This is a genomic window from Streptomyces sp. NPDC055632 (assembly GCF_053618675.1).
Window position 1 is genome coordinate 35,989 of record NZ_JBSHHY010000013.1, and the last position, 16,999, is coordinate 52,987.

At 70.8% G+C, this 16,999-nt stretch carries 16 protein-coding genes; 1 reads left to right on the forward strand and 15 read right to left on the reverse strand.

What is annotated here, in order from left to right; genetic code table 11:
• Nucleotides 1–3: 3 nt before the first annotated feature.
• Genes nuoL through ACWGSR_RS18460 form a run of 12 tightly spaced genes read right to left on the reverse strand, consistent with a single transcriptional unit; the run spans nucleotide 4 to nucleotide 12,608 of the window.
• On the reverse strand, nucleotides 4–1,896 hold the full coding sequence (gene nuoL / locus ACWGSR_RS18405; protein WP_453567513.1) for an NADH-quinone oxidoreductase subunit L: 1,893 nt from the start codon (nucleotides 1,894–1,896) through the stop codon (nucleotides 4–6).
• Between the two features lie 10 nt (nucleotides 1,897–1,906).
• Nucleotides 1,907–2,206, reverse strand: a complete 300-nt coding sequence (gene nuoK / locus ACWGSR_RS18410; RefSeq protein WP_030208826.1) for an NADH-quinone oxidoreductase subunit NuoK — start codon at nucleotides 2,204–2,206, stop codon at nucleotides 1,907–1,909.
• Nucleotides 2,203–3,117, reverse strand: a complete 915-nt coding sequence (locus ACWGSR_RS18415; RefSeq protein WP_376232458.1) for an NADH-quinone oxidoreductase subunit J — start codon at nucleotides 3,115–3,117, stop codon at nucleotides 2,203–2,205. The genes nuoK and ACWGSR_RS18415 overlap by 4 nt, the downstream gene beginning before the upstream one ends.
• Nucleotides 3,114–3,713: an NADH-quinone oxidoreductase subunit NuoI gene (gene nuoI, locus ACWGSR_RS18420; RefSeq protein WP_376232459.1), complete on the reverse strand. Its 600-nt coding sequence runs from the start codon at nucleotides 3,711–3,713 to the stop codon at nucleotides 3,114–3,116. The genes ACWGSR_RS18415 and nuoI overlap by 4 nt, the downstream gene beginning before the upstream one ends.
• Nucleotides 3,688–5,052, reverse strand: a complete 1,365-nt coding sequence (gene nuoH / locus ACWGSR_RS18425; protein WP_376232460.1) for an NADH-quinone oxidoreductase subunit NuoH — start codon at nucleotides 5,050–5,052, stop codon at nucleotides 3,688–3,690. The genes nuoI and nuoH overlap by 26 nt, the downstream gene beginning before the upstream one ends.
• Entirely contained in the window at nucleotides 5,049–7,547 is a 2,499-nt protein-coding gene (locus ACWGSR_RS18430) for an NADH-quinone oxidoreductase subunit G (protein WP_453567516.1), read from the reverse strand. The genes nuoH and ACWGSR_RS18430 overlap by 4 nt, the downstream gene beginning before the upstream one ends.
• Nucleotides 7,544–8,896 carry an NADH-quinone oxidoreductase subunit NuoF gene (nuoF, locus tag ACWGSR_RS18435; RefSeq protein ID WP_376232462.1) on the reverse strand — a complete coding sequence of 451 codons (1,353 nt, stop codon included), beginning with the start codon at nucleotides 8,894–8,896 and terminating at the stop codon, nucleotides 7,544–7,546. Before nuoF ends, ACWGSR_RS18430 begins: the two co-directional genes overlap by 4 nt.
• A complete protein-coding gene (nuoE, locus tag ACWGSR_RS18440; protein WP_366376359.1) occupies nucleotides 8,893–9,633 on the reverse strand; it encodes an NADH-quinone oxidoreductase subunit NuoE in 741 nt (246 codons plus the stop codon). Before nuoE ends, nuoF begins: the two co-directional genes overlap by 4 nt.
• Nucleotides 9,630–10,952, reverse strand: coding sequence for an NADH-quinone oxidoreductase subunit D (locus ACWGSR_RS18445; RefSeq protein WP_376232464.1), 1,323 nt, complete (start codon nucleotides 10,950–10,952; stop codon nucleotides 9,630–9,632). Before ACWGSR_RS18445 ends, nuoE begins: the two co-directional genes overlap by 4 nt.
• Nucleotides 10,949–11,680: an NADH-quinone oxidoreductase subunit C gene (locus ACWGSR_RS18450; protein WP_376232466.1), complete on the reverse strand. Its 732-nt coding sequence runs from the start codon at nucleotides 11,678–11,680 to the stop codon at nucleotides 10,949–10,951. Before ACWGSR_RS18450 ends, ACWGSR_RS18445 begins: the two co-directional genes overlap by 4 nt.
• Complete coding sequence (locus tag ACWGSR_RS18455; RefSeq protein ID WP_365543107.1) at nucleotides 11,677–12,231, reverse strand: NuoB/complex I 20 kDa subunit family protein; 555 nt, start codon at nucleotides 12,229–12,231, stop codon at nucleotides 11,677–11,679. Before ACWGSR_RS18455 ends, ACWGSR_RS18450 begins: the two co-directional genes overlap by 4 nt.
• Before the next feature lie 17 nt (nucleotides 12,232–12,248).
• Complete coding sequence (locus tag ACWGSR_RS18460; RefSeq protein ID WP_019888619.1) at nucleotides 12,249–12,608, reverse strand: NADH-quinone oxidoreductase subunit A; 360 nt, start codon at nucleotides 12,606–12,608, stop codon at nucleotides 12,249–12,251.
• Nucleotides 12,609–13,267: 659 nt separating this feature from the next.
• Between ACWGSR_RS18460 and ACWGSR_RS18465 the strand changes: the two genes are divergently transcribed.
• Nucleotides 13,268–14,155 carry a C40 family peptidase gene (locus ACWGSR_RS18465; protein ID WP_453567518.1) on the forward strand — a complete coding sequence of 296 codons (888 nt, stop codon included), beginning with the start codon at nucleotides 13,268–13,270 and terminating at the stop codon, nucleotides 14,153–14,155.
• Between the two features lie 79 nt (nucleotides 14,156–14,234).
• Here the strand turns inward: ACWGSR_RS18465 and ACWGSR_RS18470 are convergent, their stop codons facing one another.
• From ACWGSR_RS18470 to ACWGSR_RS18480, 3 genes are all read right to left on the reverse strand, one after another.
• Entirely contained in the window at nucleotides 14,235–15,521 is a 1,287-nt protein-coding gene (locus ACWGSR_RS18470) for a geranylgeranyl reductase family protein (protein ID WP_376232470.1), read from the reverse strand.
• 71 nt (nucleotides 15,522–15,592) lie between these two features.
• Nucleotides 15,593–16,285: a demethylmenaquinone methyltransferase gene (locus ACWGSR_RS18475; protein ID WP_376232472.1), complete on the reverse strand. Its 693-nt coding sequence runs from the start codon at nucleotides 16,283–16,285 to the stop codon at nucleotides 15,593–15,595.
• A 110-nt stretch (nucleotides 16,286–16,395) separates the two neighbouring features.
• On the reverse strand, nucleotides 16,396–16,995 hold the full coding sequence (locus tag ACWGSR_RS18480) for a hypothetical protein (protein ID WP_366376343.1): 600 nt from the start codon (nucleotides 16,993–16,995) through the stop codon (nucleotides 16,396–16,398).
• Nucleotides 16,996–16,999: the final 4 nt, after the last annotated feature.

Here is a 16,999-nt window from a genome sequence, read left to right on the forward strand (position 1 = left end):
CAGTTACACCGCCCTCATCAGCAGGGTCGCGGCGATCAGCACCGCCGTACCTCCGAACATGGAGACCGCGTACGAGCGGGCGTAGCCGTTCTGGAGCTTGCGCAGCCGGCCGGAGAGCCCGCCGACGCTCGCCGCGGTGCCGTTGACCACGCCGTCCACCAGGGAGTGGTCGACGTAGACGAGCGAGCGGGTGAGGTGCGTGCCGCCCGTGACGAAGACGGCGTGGTTGAAGTCGTCCTGGAGCAGGTCGCGGCGGGCCGCCCGGGTGAGCAGCGAGCCGCGCGGGGCGACCACCGGGACGGGCCGGCGCCCGTACTGGAGGTAGGCCAGGCCGACGCCGATCACCATGACGGCGACGGTGGCGGCGGTGACGGCCGCGGCGCCGATCGGCGGGTGCCCGTGCTCGTAGCCGGTGACCGGCTCCAGCCACTCGACGAACCCGGCGAACTCGAAGACCGCGCCTCCGGCGACCGAGCCGACGGCGAGCAGCACCATCGGGATCACCATGGACTTCGGCGACTCGTGCGGGTGCGGCGCGTTGCCGTTCTCGTCGGGCTGCCAGCGCTTCTCGCCGAAGAAGGTCATCAGCATCACGCGGGTCATGTAGTACGCGGTGATGGCCGCGCCGAGCAGGGTGACCGCGCCGAGGATCCAGCCCTCGGCGCCGCCCTTCGCGAACGCCGCCTCGATGATCTTGTCCTTGGAGAAGAAGCCGGACAGACCGGGGAAGCCGATGATCGCGAGGTAGCCGAGGCCGAAGGTGACGAAGGTGACCGGCATGTACTTCCGCAGGCCGCCGTACTTCCTCATGTCGACCTCGTCGTTCATGCCGTGCATGACCGAACCGGCCCCGAGGAAGAGCCCGGCCTTGAAGAAGCCGTGCGTCACCAGGTGCATGATCGCGAAGACGTAGCCGATGGGGCCGAGGCCGGCCGCCAGGATCATGTAGCCGATCTGCGACATCGTCGAGCCGGCCAGCGCCTTCTTGATGTCGTCCTTGGCGCAACCGACGATCGCACCGAACAGGAGCGTGACGGCGCCGACGATCGTGACGACGAGCTGCGCGTCCGGGGCCGCGTTGAAGATGTCGGCGGAGCGGACGATCAGATAGACACCGGCGGTCACCATCGTGGCCGCGTGGATGAGGGCCGAGACCGGGGTCGGGCCCTCCATCGCGTCCCCGAGCCAGGACTGCAGCGGCACCTGGGCCGACTTGCCGCAGGCCGCGAGGAGCAGCATCAGGCCGATCGCGGTCAGCGTCCCCTGCGAGACCTGGCCGGTCGCCTCCAGGACCGGCCCGAAGGCGAAGGTCCCGAAGGTGGTGAACATGATCATGATGGCGATCGAGAGGCCGATGTCACCGACCCGGTTGACCAGGAACGCCTTCTTCGCGGCGGTGGCCGCGCTGGGCTTGTGCTGCCAGAACCCGATGAGGAGGTACGAGGCGAGGCCGACGCCCTCCCAGCCGAAGTACAGGAGCAGGTAGTTGTCGGCGAGGACGAGCAGCAGCATCGCCGCGACGAACAGGTTCAGATAGCCGAAGAACCGGCGGCGCCGCTCGTCGTGCTCCATGTATCCGATGGAGTACACGTGGATGAGGGTGCCGACCCCGCTGATCAGCAGGACGAACGTCATGGAGAGCTGGTCGAGCTGGAAGGCGACGTCCGCCTGGAAGCCCTCGACGGGGATCCAGGTGAAGAGCCGCTGGTGCAGGGCCCGCTCCTCGGCCCCCTTGCCGAGCATGTCGGCGAAGAGCGCCAGGCCGATCGCGAAGGAGACGGCCGCGAGGAGCGTGCCGATCCAGTGGCCGACCCGGTCGAGCCGCCGGCCGCCGCAGAGCAGCACGGCCGCGCCGAGCAGGGGCGCCCCGACGAGCAGAGCGATGAGATTTTCCACGGTCAGCCCCTCACAGCTTCATCAGGCTTGCGTCGTCGACCGAGGCCGAGTGGCGGGCACGGAAGACGGACACGATGATCGCGAGCCCGACGACGACCTCCGCGGCGGCGACGACCATCGTGAAGAAGGCGACGATCTGGCCGTCGAGGTTGCCGTGCATGCGGGAGAAGGTGACGAACGCGAGGTTGCAGGCGTTGAGCATCAGCTCCACGCACATGAAGACCACGATCGCGTTGCGCCGGATCAGCACCCCGGCCGCGCCGATGGTGAACAGCAGGGCGGAGAGGTACAGGTAGTTGACGGGATTCACCGGTTGGCCTCCTCTTCGTCCCGGTCCCGGCCGAACGGGTCGCTGTCCCGGCCGGATGCGTCCCGCCCACGGCCGGATGCGTCCCGGTCCCGGCCGAGCCGCTCCTCGGAGCGCTGCTCCAGGGCCTTGAGGTCGGCCATGGCCTCGGTGGACACGTCCCGGATCTGGCCCCGCTTGCGCAGGGTCCCCATGACGGTGAGCTCCGCCGGGGTGCCGTCGGGCAGCAGGCCCGGGACGTCCACGGCGTTGTGCCGGGCGTAAACGCCGGGCGCGGGCAGCGGCGGCACGTGCTTCCCCTCCCGGACGCGCTGCTCGGCGAGCTCGCGCTGGGTGCGGGCGCGTTCGGTGCGCTCGCGGTGGGTGAGGACCATCGCGCCGACGGAGGCGGTGATGAGGAGCGCGCCGGTGATCTCGAAGGCGAAGACGTACTTGGTGAAGATGAGGGCGGCGAGGCCCTCGACGTTTCCGCCGCGCGCGCTGTTCGCGGCGCCGAGGCCGGCGAACTCGGTGATCGAGGCGTTCCCGATGCCGGCGGAGAGCAGGACGCCGAAGCCGAGGCCGCAGGCGGCGGCCCACCAGCGCTGGCCCTTGAGCGTCTCCTTCAGCGAGTCCGCGGCCGTGACGCCGACCAGCATGACGACGAAGAGGAAGAGCATCATGATCGCGCCGGTGTAGACGACGATCTGGACGACGCCGAGGAAGTACGCGCCGTTGGCCAGGTAGAAGACCGCCAGGACGATCATGGTTCCGGCGAGGCAGAGCGCGGAGTGGACGGCCCTGCGCATCAGGATCGTGCACAGCGCGCCGACGACGGCGACCGTGCCGAGGACCCAGAACTGGACGGCCTCGCCGGTGGAGGTGGTGTACGCCGCGAGGGTCTCGGCGGCGAGGGGGGCGAGGGGGGCGCTCACGCGTCCACCTCCTCGTCGGCGTCGTCCTTCTCGCCCTTGGACACGGCGGCCTGGCGGACGGTGCCGGGCGCGGCTCCGGTGACCAGGCCCCGGTAGTAGTCCTGCTCGTCCATGCCCGGGAAGATGGCGTGCGGGGTGTCGACCATCTCCTCCTCCAGGCCGGCGAGGAGCTGCTCCTTGGTGTAGATCAGGTTCGCCCGGGAGGAGTCGGCCAGTTCGAACTCGTTGGTCATCGTCAGCGCGCGCGTGGGGCAGGCCTCGATGCACAGGCCGCACAGGATGCAGCGGGCGTAGTTGATCTGGTAGACGCGGCCGTAGCGCTCGCCGGGCGAGTAGCGCTCCTCGTCCGTGTTGTCCGCGCCCTCCACGTAGATGGCGTCGGCGGGACAGGCCCAGGCGCACAGCTCGCAGCCGACGCACTTCTCCAGGCCGTCGGGGTGACGGTTGAGCTGGTGCCGGCCGTGGAAGCGGGGCGCCGTCGTCTTCTGCTGCTCCGGGTACTGCTCGGTCAGCCGCTTCTTGAACATGGCCTTGAAGGTCACGCCGAAGCCGGCCACCGGATTCTGGAAGTCAGACACCGTCCGTCTCCTTTCCATCACTCGCAGTAGCAGTATCGGGGGCGCCACTGACAACGAGGTCCCGGTCGCGCCGGGACCCGCGCCGGGGCACGGGCGGCAGGGACTGTCCGGGCTTGGGCGGTACGGGGAAGCCTCCGGCCATCGGGTCGAAGGCGGGCTCGTCCCCGGGGGCGGTCGCGGCCCCGGCCTTCCCCTTCCGGTCGCGGAAGAGGTCCACCACGAAGGAGAGGAGGAGCAGGGCGAGCACCGCCCCGGCCACGTACAGGACGATGTTCGTGAACGCGATGTTCTCGTTGCGCAGCGCCCGGACGGTGGCGACCAGCATCAGCCAGACCACGGAGACCGGGATGAGGACCTTCCAGCCGAGCTTCATCAGCTGGTCGTAGCGGACGCGGGGCAGGGTGCCGCGCAGCCAGATGAAGAAGAACAGCAGCAGCTGCACCTTGATCACGAACCAGAGCATCGGCCACCAGCCGTGGTTCGCGCCCTCCCAGAAGGTGGAGACGGGGTACGGGGCCCGCCAGCCGCCCAGGAAGAGGGTCACCGTCACGGCCGAGACCGTCACCATGTTCACGTACTCGGCGAGCATGAACAGCGCGAACTTGATGGACGAGTACTCGGTGTTGAAGCCGCCGACGAGGTCGCCCTCGGACTCCGGCATGTCGAAGGGGGCGCGGTTGGTCTCGCCGACCATCGTGACGACGTAGATGATGAACGAGACCGGCAGCAGGATCACGAACCAGCGGTCCGCCTGCGCCTCGACGATCGCCGAGGTCGACATCGACCCGGAGTAGAGGAAGACGGAGGCGAAGGCCGCGCCCATGGCGATCTCGTAGGAGATCATCTGCGCGCAGGAGCGCAGTCCGCCGAGGAGCGGGTACGTGGAGCCGGAGGACCAGCCGGCGAGGACGATGCCGTAGATGCCGACGGAGGCGACCGCGAGGACGTACAGCATCGCGATCGGCAGGTCGGTGAGCTGCATCGTGGTGCGGTGGCCGAAGATCGAGACCTCGTTGCCCGCCGGGCCGAAGGGGATCACGGCGATCGCCATGAAGGCGGGGATCGCGGCGACGACCGGGGCGAGGACGTAGACGACCTTGTCGGCCTTCTTGACGATCACGTCCTCCTTGAGCATCAGCTTGACGCCGTCCGCGAGGGACTGGAGGAGGCCCCAGGGGCCGTGCCGGTTGGGGCCGACGCGCAGCTGCATCCAGGCGACGACCTTGCGCTCCCACACGATGGAGAAGAGCACGGTCACCATCAGGAAGGCGAAGCAGAAGACGGCCTTGACCGCCACGAGCCACCAGGGGTCCGTGCCGAACATGGACAGGTCTTCAGCGGCGAGCGGCACACTCATGCCTGCACCTCCGTGACGTCGGCGGGGCGCGGGGCCGCCGGGCCGATGCGGACCAGGTCGCCCGGGCGGGCGCCGGTGTCGGAGAGGACGCCGTGCCCGGTCGAGTTCAGCGGGAGCCAGACGACGCGGTCGGGCATCTCGGTGACCAGGAGCGGGAGGGCGACCGAGCCGGCCGGGCCGGTGACCTCCAGGAGGTCGCCGTCCTTGACCCCGGTGTCGGCGGCGGTGTCGGCGGAGAGCCGGGCGACGGCCGCGTGCCGGGTGCCGGCGAGGGCGGTGTCGCCCTCCTGGAGGCGTCCGAGGTCGAGCAGGAGCCGGTGTCCGGCGAGGACGGCCTCGCCGTCGCCGGTGCGGGGCGCGGGCCGGCCGGGCTCGGCGGGCTCGGTGGCCCGCTCGTGGCGCCATCCGCCGAGCCGGTCCAGCTCCCGCCGTACGGCCCTGAGGTCGGGCAGGGCCAGGTGGACGTCCAGGGCGTCGGCCAGCATGTGCAGGACGCGGGCGTCGGTCGGGGCGAGCGGCCGGGTCATCTGCTCCGGCTTGAGCGCGGCCTCGAACATCCGGGCCCTGCCCTCCCAGTTGAGGAAGGTGCCGGACTTCTCGGCGACGGCGGCGACCGGCAGGACGACGTCGGCGCGGTCGGTGACCTCGCCGGGCCGCAGCTCCAGGGAGACCACGAAGGCCGCGTCGAGCGCCTCGCGCGCGCGTGCCGGGTCCGGCAGGTCGGCGACCTCGACGCCGCCGACGAGCAGGGCGGCGATCTCGCCGGTGGCGGCGGCCTCGACGATCTGGCCGGTGTCGCGGCCGTAGCGGGCGGGGAGTTCCCGGACGCCCCAGGCGGCGGCGACCTCCTCGCGGGCGCGGGGGTGGGTCGCGGGCCGGCCGCCGGGGAGGAGCGCCGGGAGCGCGCCGGCCTCGACGGCGCCGCGTTCGCCGGAGCGGCGCGGGATCCAGACGAGCCGGGCGCCGGTGGCGGTGGCGGCGCGCAGGGCGGCGGTGAGCGCGCCGGGCACGCCCGCGAGGCGCTCGCCGACGGCGAGGACGGCGCCCTCCTGGCGGAGGGCCTCGGCGGCGGCGAGTCCGTCGCCGGTGAGGCCGACCCGGGAGGTGAGGGCGTCGAGCCACTCGGTCTCGGTGCCGGGGGCGGCGGGCAGCAGGGTGCCGCCGGTCTTCTCCAGGCCCCGGGTGGCGAAGGCGGCGACGGCGAAGGTCCGCTGGCCGCGCTTGCGCCAGGCCTTGCGCAGCCGCAGGAAGACGCCGGGGACCTCCTCCTCGGACTCCAGGCCGACGAGGAGGACGGCCGGGGCGGCTTCGAGCGAGGTGTACGTGACACCGCTGCCGTCCAGGTCACGGCCGTGTCCGGCGACGGCGGAGGCCAGGAAGTCGGTCTCCTCGCCGGAGTGGACCCGGGCCCGGAAGTCGACGTCGTTGGTGTCGAGGGCGACCCGGGCGAACTTGGCGTACGCGTAGGAGTCCTCGACGGTCAGCCGGCCGCCGGCCAGGACGCCGGTGCGGCCGCGGACGAGTCCGCGGGCGGCGGCCTCCAGGGCCTCGGGCCAGGAGGCGGGCTCCAGCTCACCGGTCGCCTGGTTCCGCACGAGCGGGGTGGTGAGCCGGTCGCGCTGCTGCGCGTACCGGAAGCCGAAGCGGCCCTTGTCGCAGATCCACTCCTCGTTGACCTCCGGATCGTCGGCGGCGAGCCGCCGCATGACCTTGCCGCGCCGGTGGTCGGTGCGGGTGGCGCAGCCGCCCGCGCACTGCTCGCACACCGACGGCGAGGAGACCAGGTCGAAGGGGCGGGAGCGGAAGCGGTAGGCGGCGGAGGTGAGGGCGCCGACCGGGCAGATCTGGATGGTGTTGCCGGAGAAGTACGACTCGAAGGGGTCGCCCTCGCCGGTGCCGACCTGCTGGAGCGCGCCGCGCTCGATCAGCTCGATCATCGGGTCGCCCGCGACCTGGTTGGAGAAGCGGGTGCAGCGGGCGCAGAGCACGCAGCGCTCGCGGTCGAGGAGGACCTGGGTGGAGATCGGGATCGGCTTCTCGTAGGTGCGCTTGACGCCCTCGAAGCGGGACTCGGCCTGTCCGTGGGACATGGCCTGGTTCTGCAGGGGGCACTCGCCGCCCTTGTCGCAGACGGGGCAGTCGAGCGGGTGGTTGACGAGCAGCAGCTCCATCACGCCGTGCTGGGCCTTCTCGGCGACGGGGCTGGTGAGCTGCGACTTCACCACCATGCCGTCGGTGCACGTGATGGTGCAGGAGGCCATGGGCTTGCGCTGGCCCTCGACCTCGACGATGCACTGGCGGCAGGCGCCGGCGGGGTCGAGGAGCGGGTGGTCGCAGAAGCGCGGGATCTCGATGCCGAGCTGTTCGGCGGCGCGGATGACCAGGGTCCCCTTGGGGACGGAGACCTCGATGCCGTCGATGGTCAGCGTGACGAGGTCCTCCGGCGGCACGGCCGGGCTGCCGCCTCCCGCCGGTCCGGACTGGGTGACGGTCATGCGGTCACCTCCTTGTGGTTGTCCGCCCAGGCGGTCGACTTGGCCGGGTCGAAGGGGCAGCCCTTGCCCGTGATGTGCTGCTCGTACTCCTCGCGGAAGTACTTGAGGGAGGAGAAGATCGGCGAGGCGGCGCCGTCGCCGAGGGCGCAGAACGACTTGCCGTTGATGTTGTCGGCGATGTCGTTGAGCTTGTCGAGGTCGGACATCCGGCCCTTGCCCGCCTCGATGTCGCGGAGGAGCTGGACGAGCCAGTACGTGCCCTCGCGGCAGGGGGTGCACTTGCCGCAGGACTCGTGGGCGTAGAACTCGGTCCAGCGGGTGACGGCCCGGACCACGCAGGTGGTCTCGTCGAAGCACTGGAGCGCCTTGGTGCCGAGCATGGAGCCGGCGGCGCCGACGCCCTCGTAGTCGAGGGGCACGTCGAGGTGCTCGTCGGTGAACATCGGGGTGGAGGAGCCGCCGGGGGTCCAGAACTTGAGGCGGTGGCCGGGGCGCATCCCGCCGCTCATGTCGAGGAGCTGGCGCAGGGTGATCCCGAGGGGGGCCTCGTACTGTCCGGGCGAGGCGACGTGCCCGGAGAGCGAGTACAGCGTGAAGCCCGGGGACTTCTCGCTGCCCATGGAGGTGAACCAGTCCTTGCCCTTGTTGAGGATCGCGGGAACGGACGCGATGGACTCGACGTTGTTCACCACGGTGGGGCAGGCGTAGAGGCCGGCGACCGCGGGGAAGGGGGGCCGCAGCCGGGGCTGGCCGCGGCGGCCTTCGAGCGAGTCGAGGAGCGCGGTCTCCTCGCCGCAGATGTACGCGCCGGCGCCGGCGTGCACGGTGAGTTCGAGGTCGAGTCCGCTGCCGAGGACGTTCCGGCCGAGGTAGCCGGCGGCGTAGGCCTCGCGGACGGCCTCGTGGAGGCGGCGCAGGACGGGGACGACCTCGCCGCGCAGGTAGATGAAGGCGTGGCTGGAGCGGATCGCGTAGCAGGCGATCACGATGCCCTCGATGAGGGAGTGCGGGTTGGCGAAGAGGAGCGGGATGTCCTTGCAGGTGCCGGGCTCGGACTCGTCGGCGTTGACGACGAGGTAGTGCGGCTTGCCGTCGCCCTGCGGGATGAACTGCCACTTCATGCCGGTGGGGAAGCCGGCGCCGCCGCGGCCGCGGAGGCCGGACTCCTTGACGTACGCGATGAGGTCGTCGGGGCTCATCGCGAGGGCCTTGCGGAGTCCCCGGTAGCCCTCGTGGCGCTCGTAGGTCTCCAGGGTCCAGGAGTCGGGCTGGTCCCAGAAGGCCGAGAGGACGGGGGCGAGGAGCTTCTCCGGGCTGCTGTGGTTGATCTCGGTGGCCAAGGTCATCACTCCCCCTCCTGACCGGAGGTCTCACCGCGCGGGTGGACGATTCGACGGTGCGGCTGCTCGCCCTTGGCCAGTCGGAGGCCGACGAGGGAGGCGGGGCCCGCGCCGCCGGTGGCCTCGACGGCGCCGGGGCGCTCGTCGGGGAAGCCGGCGAGGATGCGGGCGGTCTCCTTGAAGGTGCAGAGCGGGGCGCCGCGGGTGGGTTCGACGGTCCGGCCGGCCCGCAGGTCGTCCACCATCTTCTTGGCGGACTCGGGGGTCTGGTTGTCGAAGAACTCCCAGTTGACCATCACGACGGGCGCGAAGTCGCAGGCCGCGTTGCACTCGATGTGTTCGAGGGTGACCTTGCCGTCCTCGGTGGTCTCGCCGTTGCCGACGCCGAGGTGCTCCTTCAGCTCGTCGAAGATCGCGTCGCCGCCCATGACCGCGCACAGCGTGTTGGTGCAGACGCCGACCTGGTAGTCGCCGGAGGGCTTGCGCCGGTACATGGTGTAGAAGGTGGCGACGGCGGTGACCTCGGCGGTGGTGAGGCCGAGGACGTCGGCGCAGAACGCCATGCCGGTGCGGGTGACGTGGCCCTCCTCCGCCTGCACGAGGTGCAGCAGCGGCAGGAGCGCGGAGCGGGAGTCCGGGTAGCGGGCGACGACGGCCCGCGCGTCCTCCTCCAGGCGGGCGCGGACGTCCGCCGGGTAGCCGGGGGCGGGGAGCTGGGGCATGCCCAGGCTGATCTGCTCGGTCATCGGTCGACGCCTCCCATCACGGGGTCGATGGAGGCGACGGCGACGATGACGTCGGCGACCTGGCCGCCCTCGCACATCGCGGCCATGGCCTGGAGGTTGGTGAAGGACGGGTCGCGGAAGTGGACCCGGTAGGGGCGGGTGCCGCCGTCGGAGACGACGTGCGCGCCGAGCTCGCCCTTGGGGGACTCGACGGCCGCGTAGGCCTGGCCGGGCGGGACCCGGAAGCCCTCGGTGACCAGCTTGAAGTGGTGGATCAGGGCCTCCATGGAGGTGCCCATGATCTTCTTGATGTGTTCGAGGGAGTTGCCGAGGCCGTCGGTGCCGAGCGCGAGCTGCGCGGGCCAGGCGATCTTCTTGTCGGCGACCATGACCTCGCCGGGCTCCAGGCGGTCGAGGCACTGCTCGACGATCCGCAGCGACTGGCGCATCTCCTCCAGGCGGATCAGGAACCGCCCGTAGGAGTCGCAGGTGTCGGCGGTGGGGACCTCGAAGTCGTAGTCCTCGTAGCCGCAGTACGGGTCGGTCTTGCGCAGGTCGTGGGGGAGGCCCGCGGAGCGCAGGATCGGTCCGGTGGCGCCGAGGGCCATGCAGCCGGTGAGGTCGAGGTAGCCGACGTCCTGCATGCGGGCCTTGAAGATGGGGTTGCCGGTGGCGAGCTTGTCGTACTCCGGCAGGTTCTTCTTCATGGTCTTCACGAACTCGCGCACGGCGTCGACGGCGCCGGGCGGGAGGTCCTGGGCGAGGCCGCCGGGGCGGATGTACGCGTGGTTCATGCGCAGGCCGGTGATCAGCTCGTACAGGTCCAGGATCATCTCGCGGTCCCGGAAGCCGTAGATCATGATCGTGGTGGCGCCGAGCTCCATGCCGCCGGTGGCGATGCAGACCAGGTGGGAGGAGAGCCGGTTGAGCTCCATGAGCAGGACGCGGACGACGCTGGCCCGGTCCGGGATCTGGTCGGTGATGCCGAGGAGCTTCTCCACGCCGAGGCAGTACGCCGTCTCGTTGTAGAACGAGGTGAGGTAGTCCATGCGCGTGACGAAGGTGGTGCCCTGCGTCCAGGTCCGGTATTCGAGGTTCTTCTCGATGCCGGTGTGGAGGTAGCCGATGCCGCAGCGGGCCTCGGTGACGGTCTCGCCGTCGATCTCCAGGATGAGGCGGAGCACTCCGTGGGTGGACGGGTGCTGGGGCCCCATGTTGACGACGATCCGCTCGTCGTCGGCCTTGGCGGCGGACCGGACGACCTCGTCCCAGTCGCCGCCGGTCACCGTGTAGACGGAGCCTTCTGTCGTCTCTCGCGGAGACGCGTGGGGAGTGGTCACGAGTAGGACCTCCGCTGGTCCGGAGCCGGGATCTGGGCGCCCTTGTACTCGACGGCGATGCCGCCGAGGGGGTAGTCCTTGCGCTGCGGGTGGCCCTGCCAGTCGTCCGGCATCATGATCCGGGTGAGGGCGGGGTGGCCGTCGAAGACGATGCCGAAGAAGTCGTACGTCTCGCGCTCGTGCCAGTCGTTCGTCGGATAGACGGCGACGAGGGACGGGATCCTCGGGTCGGTGTCCGGGGCCGAGACCTCCAGGCGGATCAGCCGGCCGTGGGTGAGCGAGCGCAGGTGGTAGACGGCGTGCAGCTCGCGGCCCTTGTCGTGCGGGTAGTGCACGCCGGAGACGCCGGTACAGAGCTCGAAGCGGAGCGCCGGGTCGTCGCGCAGGGTGCGGGCCGTGCGGACCAGGTGCTCGCGCTCGACGTGGAAGGTGAGCTCGCCGCGGTCGACGACCGTCTTCTCGATCGCGTTCTCGGGGAGGAGCCCCTGCTCCTCCAGGGCGCCCTCCAGCTCGTCGGCGACCTCGTCGAACCAGCCGCCGTAGGGGCGGGCGGCCGGGCCGGGGAGCCGGATCGAGCGGACGAGGCCGCCGTAGCCGGAGGTGTCGCCGCCGCTCTGGGCGCCGAACATGCCGCGCTGGACGCGGACCTCCTCGCCGTGGTCCCCGCGCTGGCCCGGCAGGTTCTGCGCGCTGAGGTCCTTCTCGGGGTTGGGTGTCTCGTCGCTCACCGGAGCAGACCCTTCAATTCGATGGTCGGCAGTGCCTTGAGCGCCGCCTCCTCCGCCTCGCGCGCCGCCTCCTCGGCGTTCACGCCGAGCTTGGAGGCCTGGATCTTCTGGTGGAGCTTGAGGATCGCGTCGATCAGCATCTCGGGGCGCGGCGGGCAGCCGGGCAGGTAGATGTCGACCGGCACGATGTGGTCGACGCCCTGGACGATCGCGTAGTTGTTGAACATGCCGCCCGAGGAGGCGCAGACGCCCATGGAGATGACCCACTTGGGGTTGGGCATCTGGTCGTAGACCTGTCGCAGGACGGGCGCCATCTTCTGGCTGACCCGGCCGGCGACGATCATCAGGTCGGCCTGGCGCGGCGAGCCGCGGAAGACCTCCATGCCGAAGCGGGCCAGGTCGTACCGGCCGGCTCCGGTGGTCATCATCTCGATGGCGCAGCAGGCGAGGCCGAAGGTCGCGGGGAAGACGGACGCCTTGCGCACCCAGCCCGCGGCCTGTTCGACCGTCGTCAGCAGAAAGCCGCTCGGGAGTTTCTCTTCGAGTCCCATAGGTGCCCCTCAGCCCCTCAGTCCCATTCCAGGCCGCCGCGCCGCCACACGTAGGCGTAGGCGACGAAGACGGTGAGCACGAAGAGCAACATCTCCACGAGCCCGAAAAGCCCCAGGGCGTCGAAGGTGACGGCCCAGGGGTAGAGGAAGACGATCTCGATGTCGAAGACGATGAAGAGCATCGCCGTCAGGTAGTACTTGATCGGGAAGCGGCCGCCTCCGGCGGGCGTGGGGGTGGGCTCGATGCCGCACTCATACGCTTCCAGTTTCGCCCTGTTGTACCGCTTTGGCCCGATGAGCGTGGCCATGACCACGGAGAAGATCGCAAACCCCGCACCCAGGGCACCGAGCACGAGGACGGGCGCGTACGCATTCACGCTCCTCGCTCCTTCCAGTCGTCCTTGACCGTTGGACCGCACCGCCGCGCCGTGAAAGATCGCCCCCATGTGAGGCAGTTCACAAGCCCGGCTGCCCCGCATCTTATGCCTGCCCCTCTGTGATCTGCGACACGGGGTGCAGCACGTAGTTTGTGATCTCCACCACCTGACGAAGGATCATGAAGTCGGATGAGCGGTGATCTTGTCGCGCGAAGCGCCCAGGTGATCACCAGATGTGACATCCGTACCGGAAATCGCTGCTCGGAGGGGGTGTCGCACTATCAAGTGTTGGCCCCTACAAGCAAATTGGCGGTGGATGCGGACGGGTGATAAAGGGCCCGCCCGTCGCCCGGTCGAGGGGTCCCACGTACGGAGGTGGACACGTGCGCGTTTTCACGAGCTCGAACGTGAGCTGCGTCACAGCGTCACGGTTCGAAAAGAAGGGGGCTTGGCCAAGGGTGTCAAGGAGTGGTAAGCGTCGGGCAATTCGGGCGTTTCAATGAAAACCCTTGATCAAGGCCCGGATGACCCATGACCGATTTGCCCGTTACGGCGTCAATAAGGGCGCTACAGAAGCGGATTCGCAGGTTCCGAACGTAACTGTGGCGCAACCCACGTTTCTTGAAGGAAACCGTCAAGCCCTGATAGCGGTTGTTCCCATGTCCCAGACCGCTCACATACCCAGCCACCGGAAGCCCCGCCGCAGCGCTTCGAAGCTCGCGCTCCGCGCCGGAGTCGCCGGTGGCGTCCTCGGCACCATCGCGGTGGCCGGTGCCGCCGGACCGGCGAACGCCGAGCCGGTGACCGAGACCATCGAAATGCCCACCCTGGGCTCGCTCGACGTCGGTACGAACCTCGCGAGCGCGGTCGCCGCCTCCGCCGAGGCGTCCCAGCAGGAGGCCCTCGACCAGAGCCTCCAGAGCCTGGAGCAGACCGCCTTCCAGAAGGCCTCCCAGGAGGCCAAGAAGGCCAAGGCCGAAGCGGACCGCAAGGCCGCGGCCGAGCGCGCCGAGAAGGCCCGCCTGAAGGCCGAGAAGGAGCGTAAGGAGGCCGCGGAGGCCGCCGAGCGCGCCTCCCGCACCAGCACGCGCACCCAGCTCGCCCCGGACTCCTCGAACGACGGCGGCTCGTCCTCGTCGTCCGACAGCGGTTCGCGCGCCTCGGACAGCGGCAGCCGCACGGAGGCCCCCAGCGGCTCCGCCGCCTCGATCGTGGCCTTCGCCCGCGCCCAGGTCGGCGACGCCTACATCAGCGGCAGCACCGGCCCCAACGCCTGGGACTGCTCCGGCCTCGTCCAGGCCGCCTACCGCGCGGCCGGCATCGACCTGCCCCGCATCTCGTACCAGCAGTCGAGCCGGGGCAGCTCCGTCTCCCTGAGCGACCTCCAGCCGGGCGACATCCTGTACTGGGGCAGCCGCAGCGGCTCGTACCACGTCGCCATCTACGTCGGCGGCGGCAAGTACGTCGGCGCGCAGAACTCCTCCACCGGCGTCGTCGAGCGCTCCCTGGACTGGGACCCGCCGTCGGGCGCCGTGCGCATCCTCTGAGCGCTCCCGCCCGGGCGCTCACGCGGAAGGGCCGTCACTCCTCGGGGGAGTGACGGCCCTTCGCCGTGCGCGGGGCCCGTCAGGCCTTCGGGGCCACCTTCGACAGGCCGTTGATGATGCGGTCCATCGCGTCGCCGCCCGTCGGGTCGGTCAGGTTCGCCAGCATCTTCAGGGTGAACTTCATCAGGAGCGGGTGGGTCAGGCCGCGCTGGGTCGCGATCTTCATGACCTTCGGGTTGCCGATGAGCTTCACGAAGGCGCGGCCGAGCGTGTAGTAGCCGCCGTAGGTGTCCTTGAGGACCTGCGGGTAGTTCCGCAGGGCCAGTTCGCGCTGGGCCGGGGTCGCGCGGGCGTGCGCCTGGACGATGACGTCGGCCGCGATCTGGCCCGACTCCATGGCGTACGCGATGCCCTCGCCGTTGAACGGGTTGACCAGGCCGCCCGCGTCGCCGACGAGCAGCAGGCCCTTGGTGTAGTGCGGCTGCCGGTTGAACGCCATCGGCAGGGCGGCGCCCCGGATGGTGGTCGTCATGTTCTCCGGGGTGAAGCCCCAGTCCTCCGGCATCGAGGCGCACCAGGCCTTGAGCACCTCGCGCCAGTCCAGCTCCTTGAACGCGGAGGAGGAGTCGAGGATGCCGAGGCCGACGTTCGAGGTGCCGTCGCCCATGCCGAAGATCCAGCCGTAGCCGGGCAGCAGCCGGTCCTGCGGGCCGCGCCGGTCCCACAGCTCCAGCCAGGACTCCAGGTAGTCGTCCTCGTGCCGGGGGGTGGTGAAGTACGTGCGGACCGCGACGCCCATCGGCCGGTCGTCACGCCGGTGCAGGCCCATGGCGAGGGAGATGCGGCTGGAGTTGCCGTCGGCGGCGACGACCAGCGGGGCGTGGAAGGTGACCTCGCGCTTCTCCTCGCCCAGCTTGGCGTGGACGCCGGTGATCCGGCCCGTGCGGTCGTCGAGGATCGGGGCGCCGACGTTGCAGCGCTCGTACAGGCGGGCGCCGGCCTTCTGCGCCTGCCGGGCGAGCTGCTCGTCGAAGTCGTCGCGCTTGCGGACGAGTCCGTAGTCCGGGTACGAGGCGAGCTCCGGCCAGTCCAGCTCCAGGCGGACGCCGCCGCCGATGATCCGCAGGCCCTTGTTCCGCAGCCAGCCGGCCTCTTCGGAGATGTCAATGCCCATGGCGACGAGCTGCTTGGTGGCGCGGGGGGTGAGGCCGTCGCCGCAGACCTTCTCGCGCGGGAACGCGGTCTTCTCCAGGAGGAGGACGTCCAGGCCCGCCTTCGCCAGGTAGTAGGCGGTGGTCGAGCCGGCCGGGCCCGCTCCGACGACGATCACATCTGCGCTGTGCTCGGAGAGGGGCTGCTCGGTCACGACGGATCTCCCTAAGGGGTCGAGGGAAGGATGGAGGGGAGTCTAGGGGTGGGGGCGCGGGCGGCGGGTGGTTACGGCTTGAAGCCCCGGTGCAGGGCGACGATGCCGCCCGACAGGTTCCGCCAGGCGACCTTCGACCAGCCGGCCTTCTGGAGCAGGCCCGCCAGGGTCGGCTGGTCCGGCCAGGACTGGATGGACTCGGCCAGGTACACGTACGCGTCGGGGTTGGAGGAGACGGCGCGGGCCACCGGCGGCAGCGCGCGCATCAGGTACTCCTCGTACACCGTGCGGAACGGCGTCCAGGTCGGGTGCGAGAACTCGCAGATGACGACCCGGCCGCCGGGCTTCGTCACCCGGTACAGCTCGCGCAGCGCCTGCTCGGTGTCCTGGATGTTCCGCAGCCCGAAGGAGATCGTGACGGCGTCGAACACGTCGTCGCGGAAGGGCAGCTTCGTGCCGTCGCCGGCCGTGAACGGCATCCACGGGTGGTTCTTCTTGCCGACCCGCAGCATCCCGAGGGAGAAGTCGCACGGGACGACGTACGCGCCCGCCCGCGCGAAGGGCTGCGAGGAGGTGGCCGTGCCGGCGGCGAGGTCGAGGATCTTCTGCGCGGGGCGGGCGTCGACCGCCTTCGCGACCTCCTTGCGCCAGCGGCGGTCCTGGCCGAGCGAGAGCACGTCGTTGGTGAGGTCGTAGTTGGCCGCCACGTCGTCGAACATCGACGCGACTTCGTGCGGCTGCTTGTCCAGGGTGGCGCGGGTCACGGGTGTTCGGCCTCGCAGAATCGGAGACGGGCGGGCGGTCCCATTGTCTCAGGGCCCCTCGCGCCCCGGTCGGCAGGGCGCGCACGACGGCGCCGGGGCGCGCCGGGCGTTCAGCGGGCCCGGTGGACCAGGCGCCCGCCGAGGACGGTGGCAACGCAGGTCGACGCGCCGAGGCGGACCAGGGAGGCCCGGTCGGGGACGTCGAAGACGGCGAAGCGGGCGGGGCCGCCCGGGACCGGCGCGGGCAGCAGCACCAGCGGGACCGGGGAGAACGACGGCGGGCCGGGCAGCCGCTCCGGGCGGCGGCCGACGGCGAGACCGGCCCGGCGCACGGCGTCCGCGGCGGCCCGGCCGCGCAGCTCGCCCGCGACCGCGACCGTCCCGTGGGCCAGGAGCCGCTGCACGCCCCGGCGCGCGGAGGCGCCGCGCCGCGCGGGGTCGGCCCGGAAGATCCGCTGCGCCCGCTCCCCGGTGATCGGCTCGGTGCCGAACCCCTCGGCCTCCCGGGGGTCCGGGTGGTACATGCCTTCGAGCAGCTCGGGGGCGTAGGGGTTGAGCAGGCCCGGGGTGAGGATGCCGGGCCACCGCCGCACCCGTGCCCCGGGGCGGACGGCGGCCAGGTCCTCGTAGGGGCCGACGGCGGCGACGAGGGCGCCGTCGACCAGGACGGCGCTCTCGGGAGTCGCCTCGGCGACGTGGATCGTCAGCACGGAT

Excerpts from the sequence above, each read along its gene's own strand:
- nuoI (WP_376232459.1), bottom strand. The coding sequence starts at position 3,713 with ATGGAAAGGAGACGGACGGTGTCTGACTTCCAGAATCCGGTGGCCGGC.
- nuoH (WP_376232460.1), bottom strand. The coding sequence starts at position 5,052 with ATGAGTGTGCCGCTCGCCGCTGAAGACCTGTCCATGTTCGGCACGGAC.
- ACWGSR_RS18430 (WP_453567516.1), bottom strand. The coding sequence starts at position 7,547 with ATGACCGTCACCCAGTCCGGACCGGCGGGAGGCGGCAGCCCGGCCGTG.
- nuoE (WP_366376359.1), bottom strand. The coding sequence starts at position 9,633 with ATGACCGAGCAGATCAGCCTGGGCATGCCCCAGCTCCCCGCCCCCGGC.
- ACWGSR_RS18455 (WP_365543107.1), bottom strand. The coding sequence starts at position 12,231 with ATGGGACTCGAAGAGAAACTCCCGAGCGGCTTTCTGCTGACGACGGTC.
- ACWGSR_RS18465 (WP_453567518.1), top strand. The coding sequence starts at position 13,268 with ATGTCCCAGACCGCTCACATACCCAGCCACCGGAAGCCCCGCCGCAGC.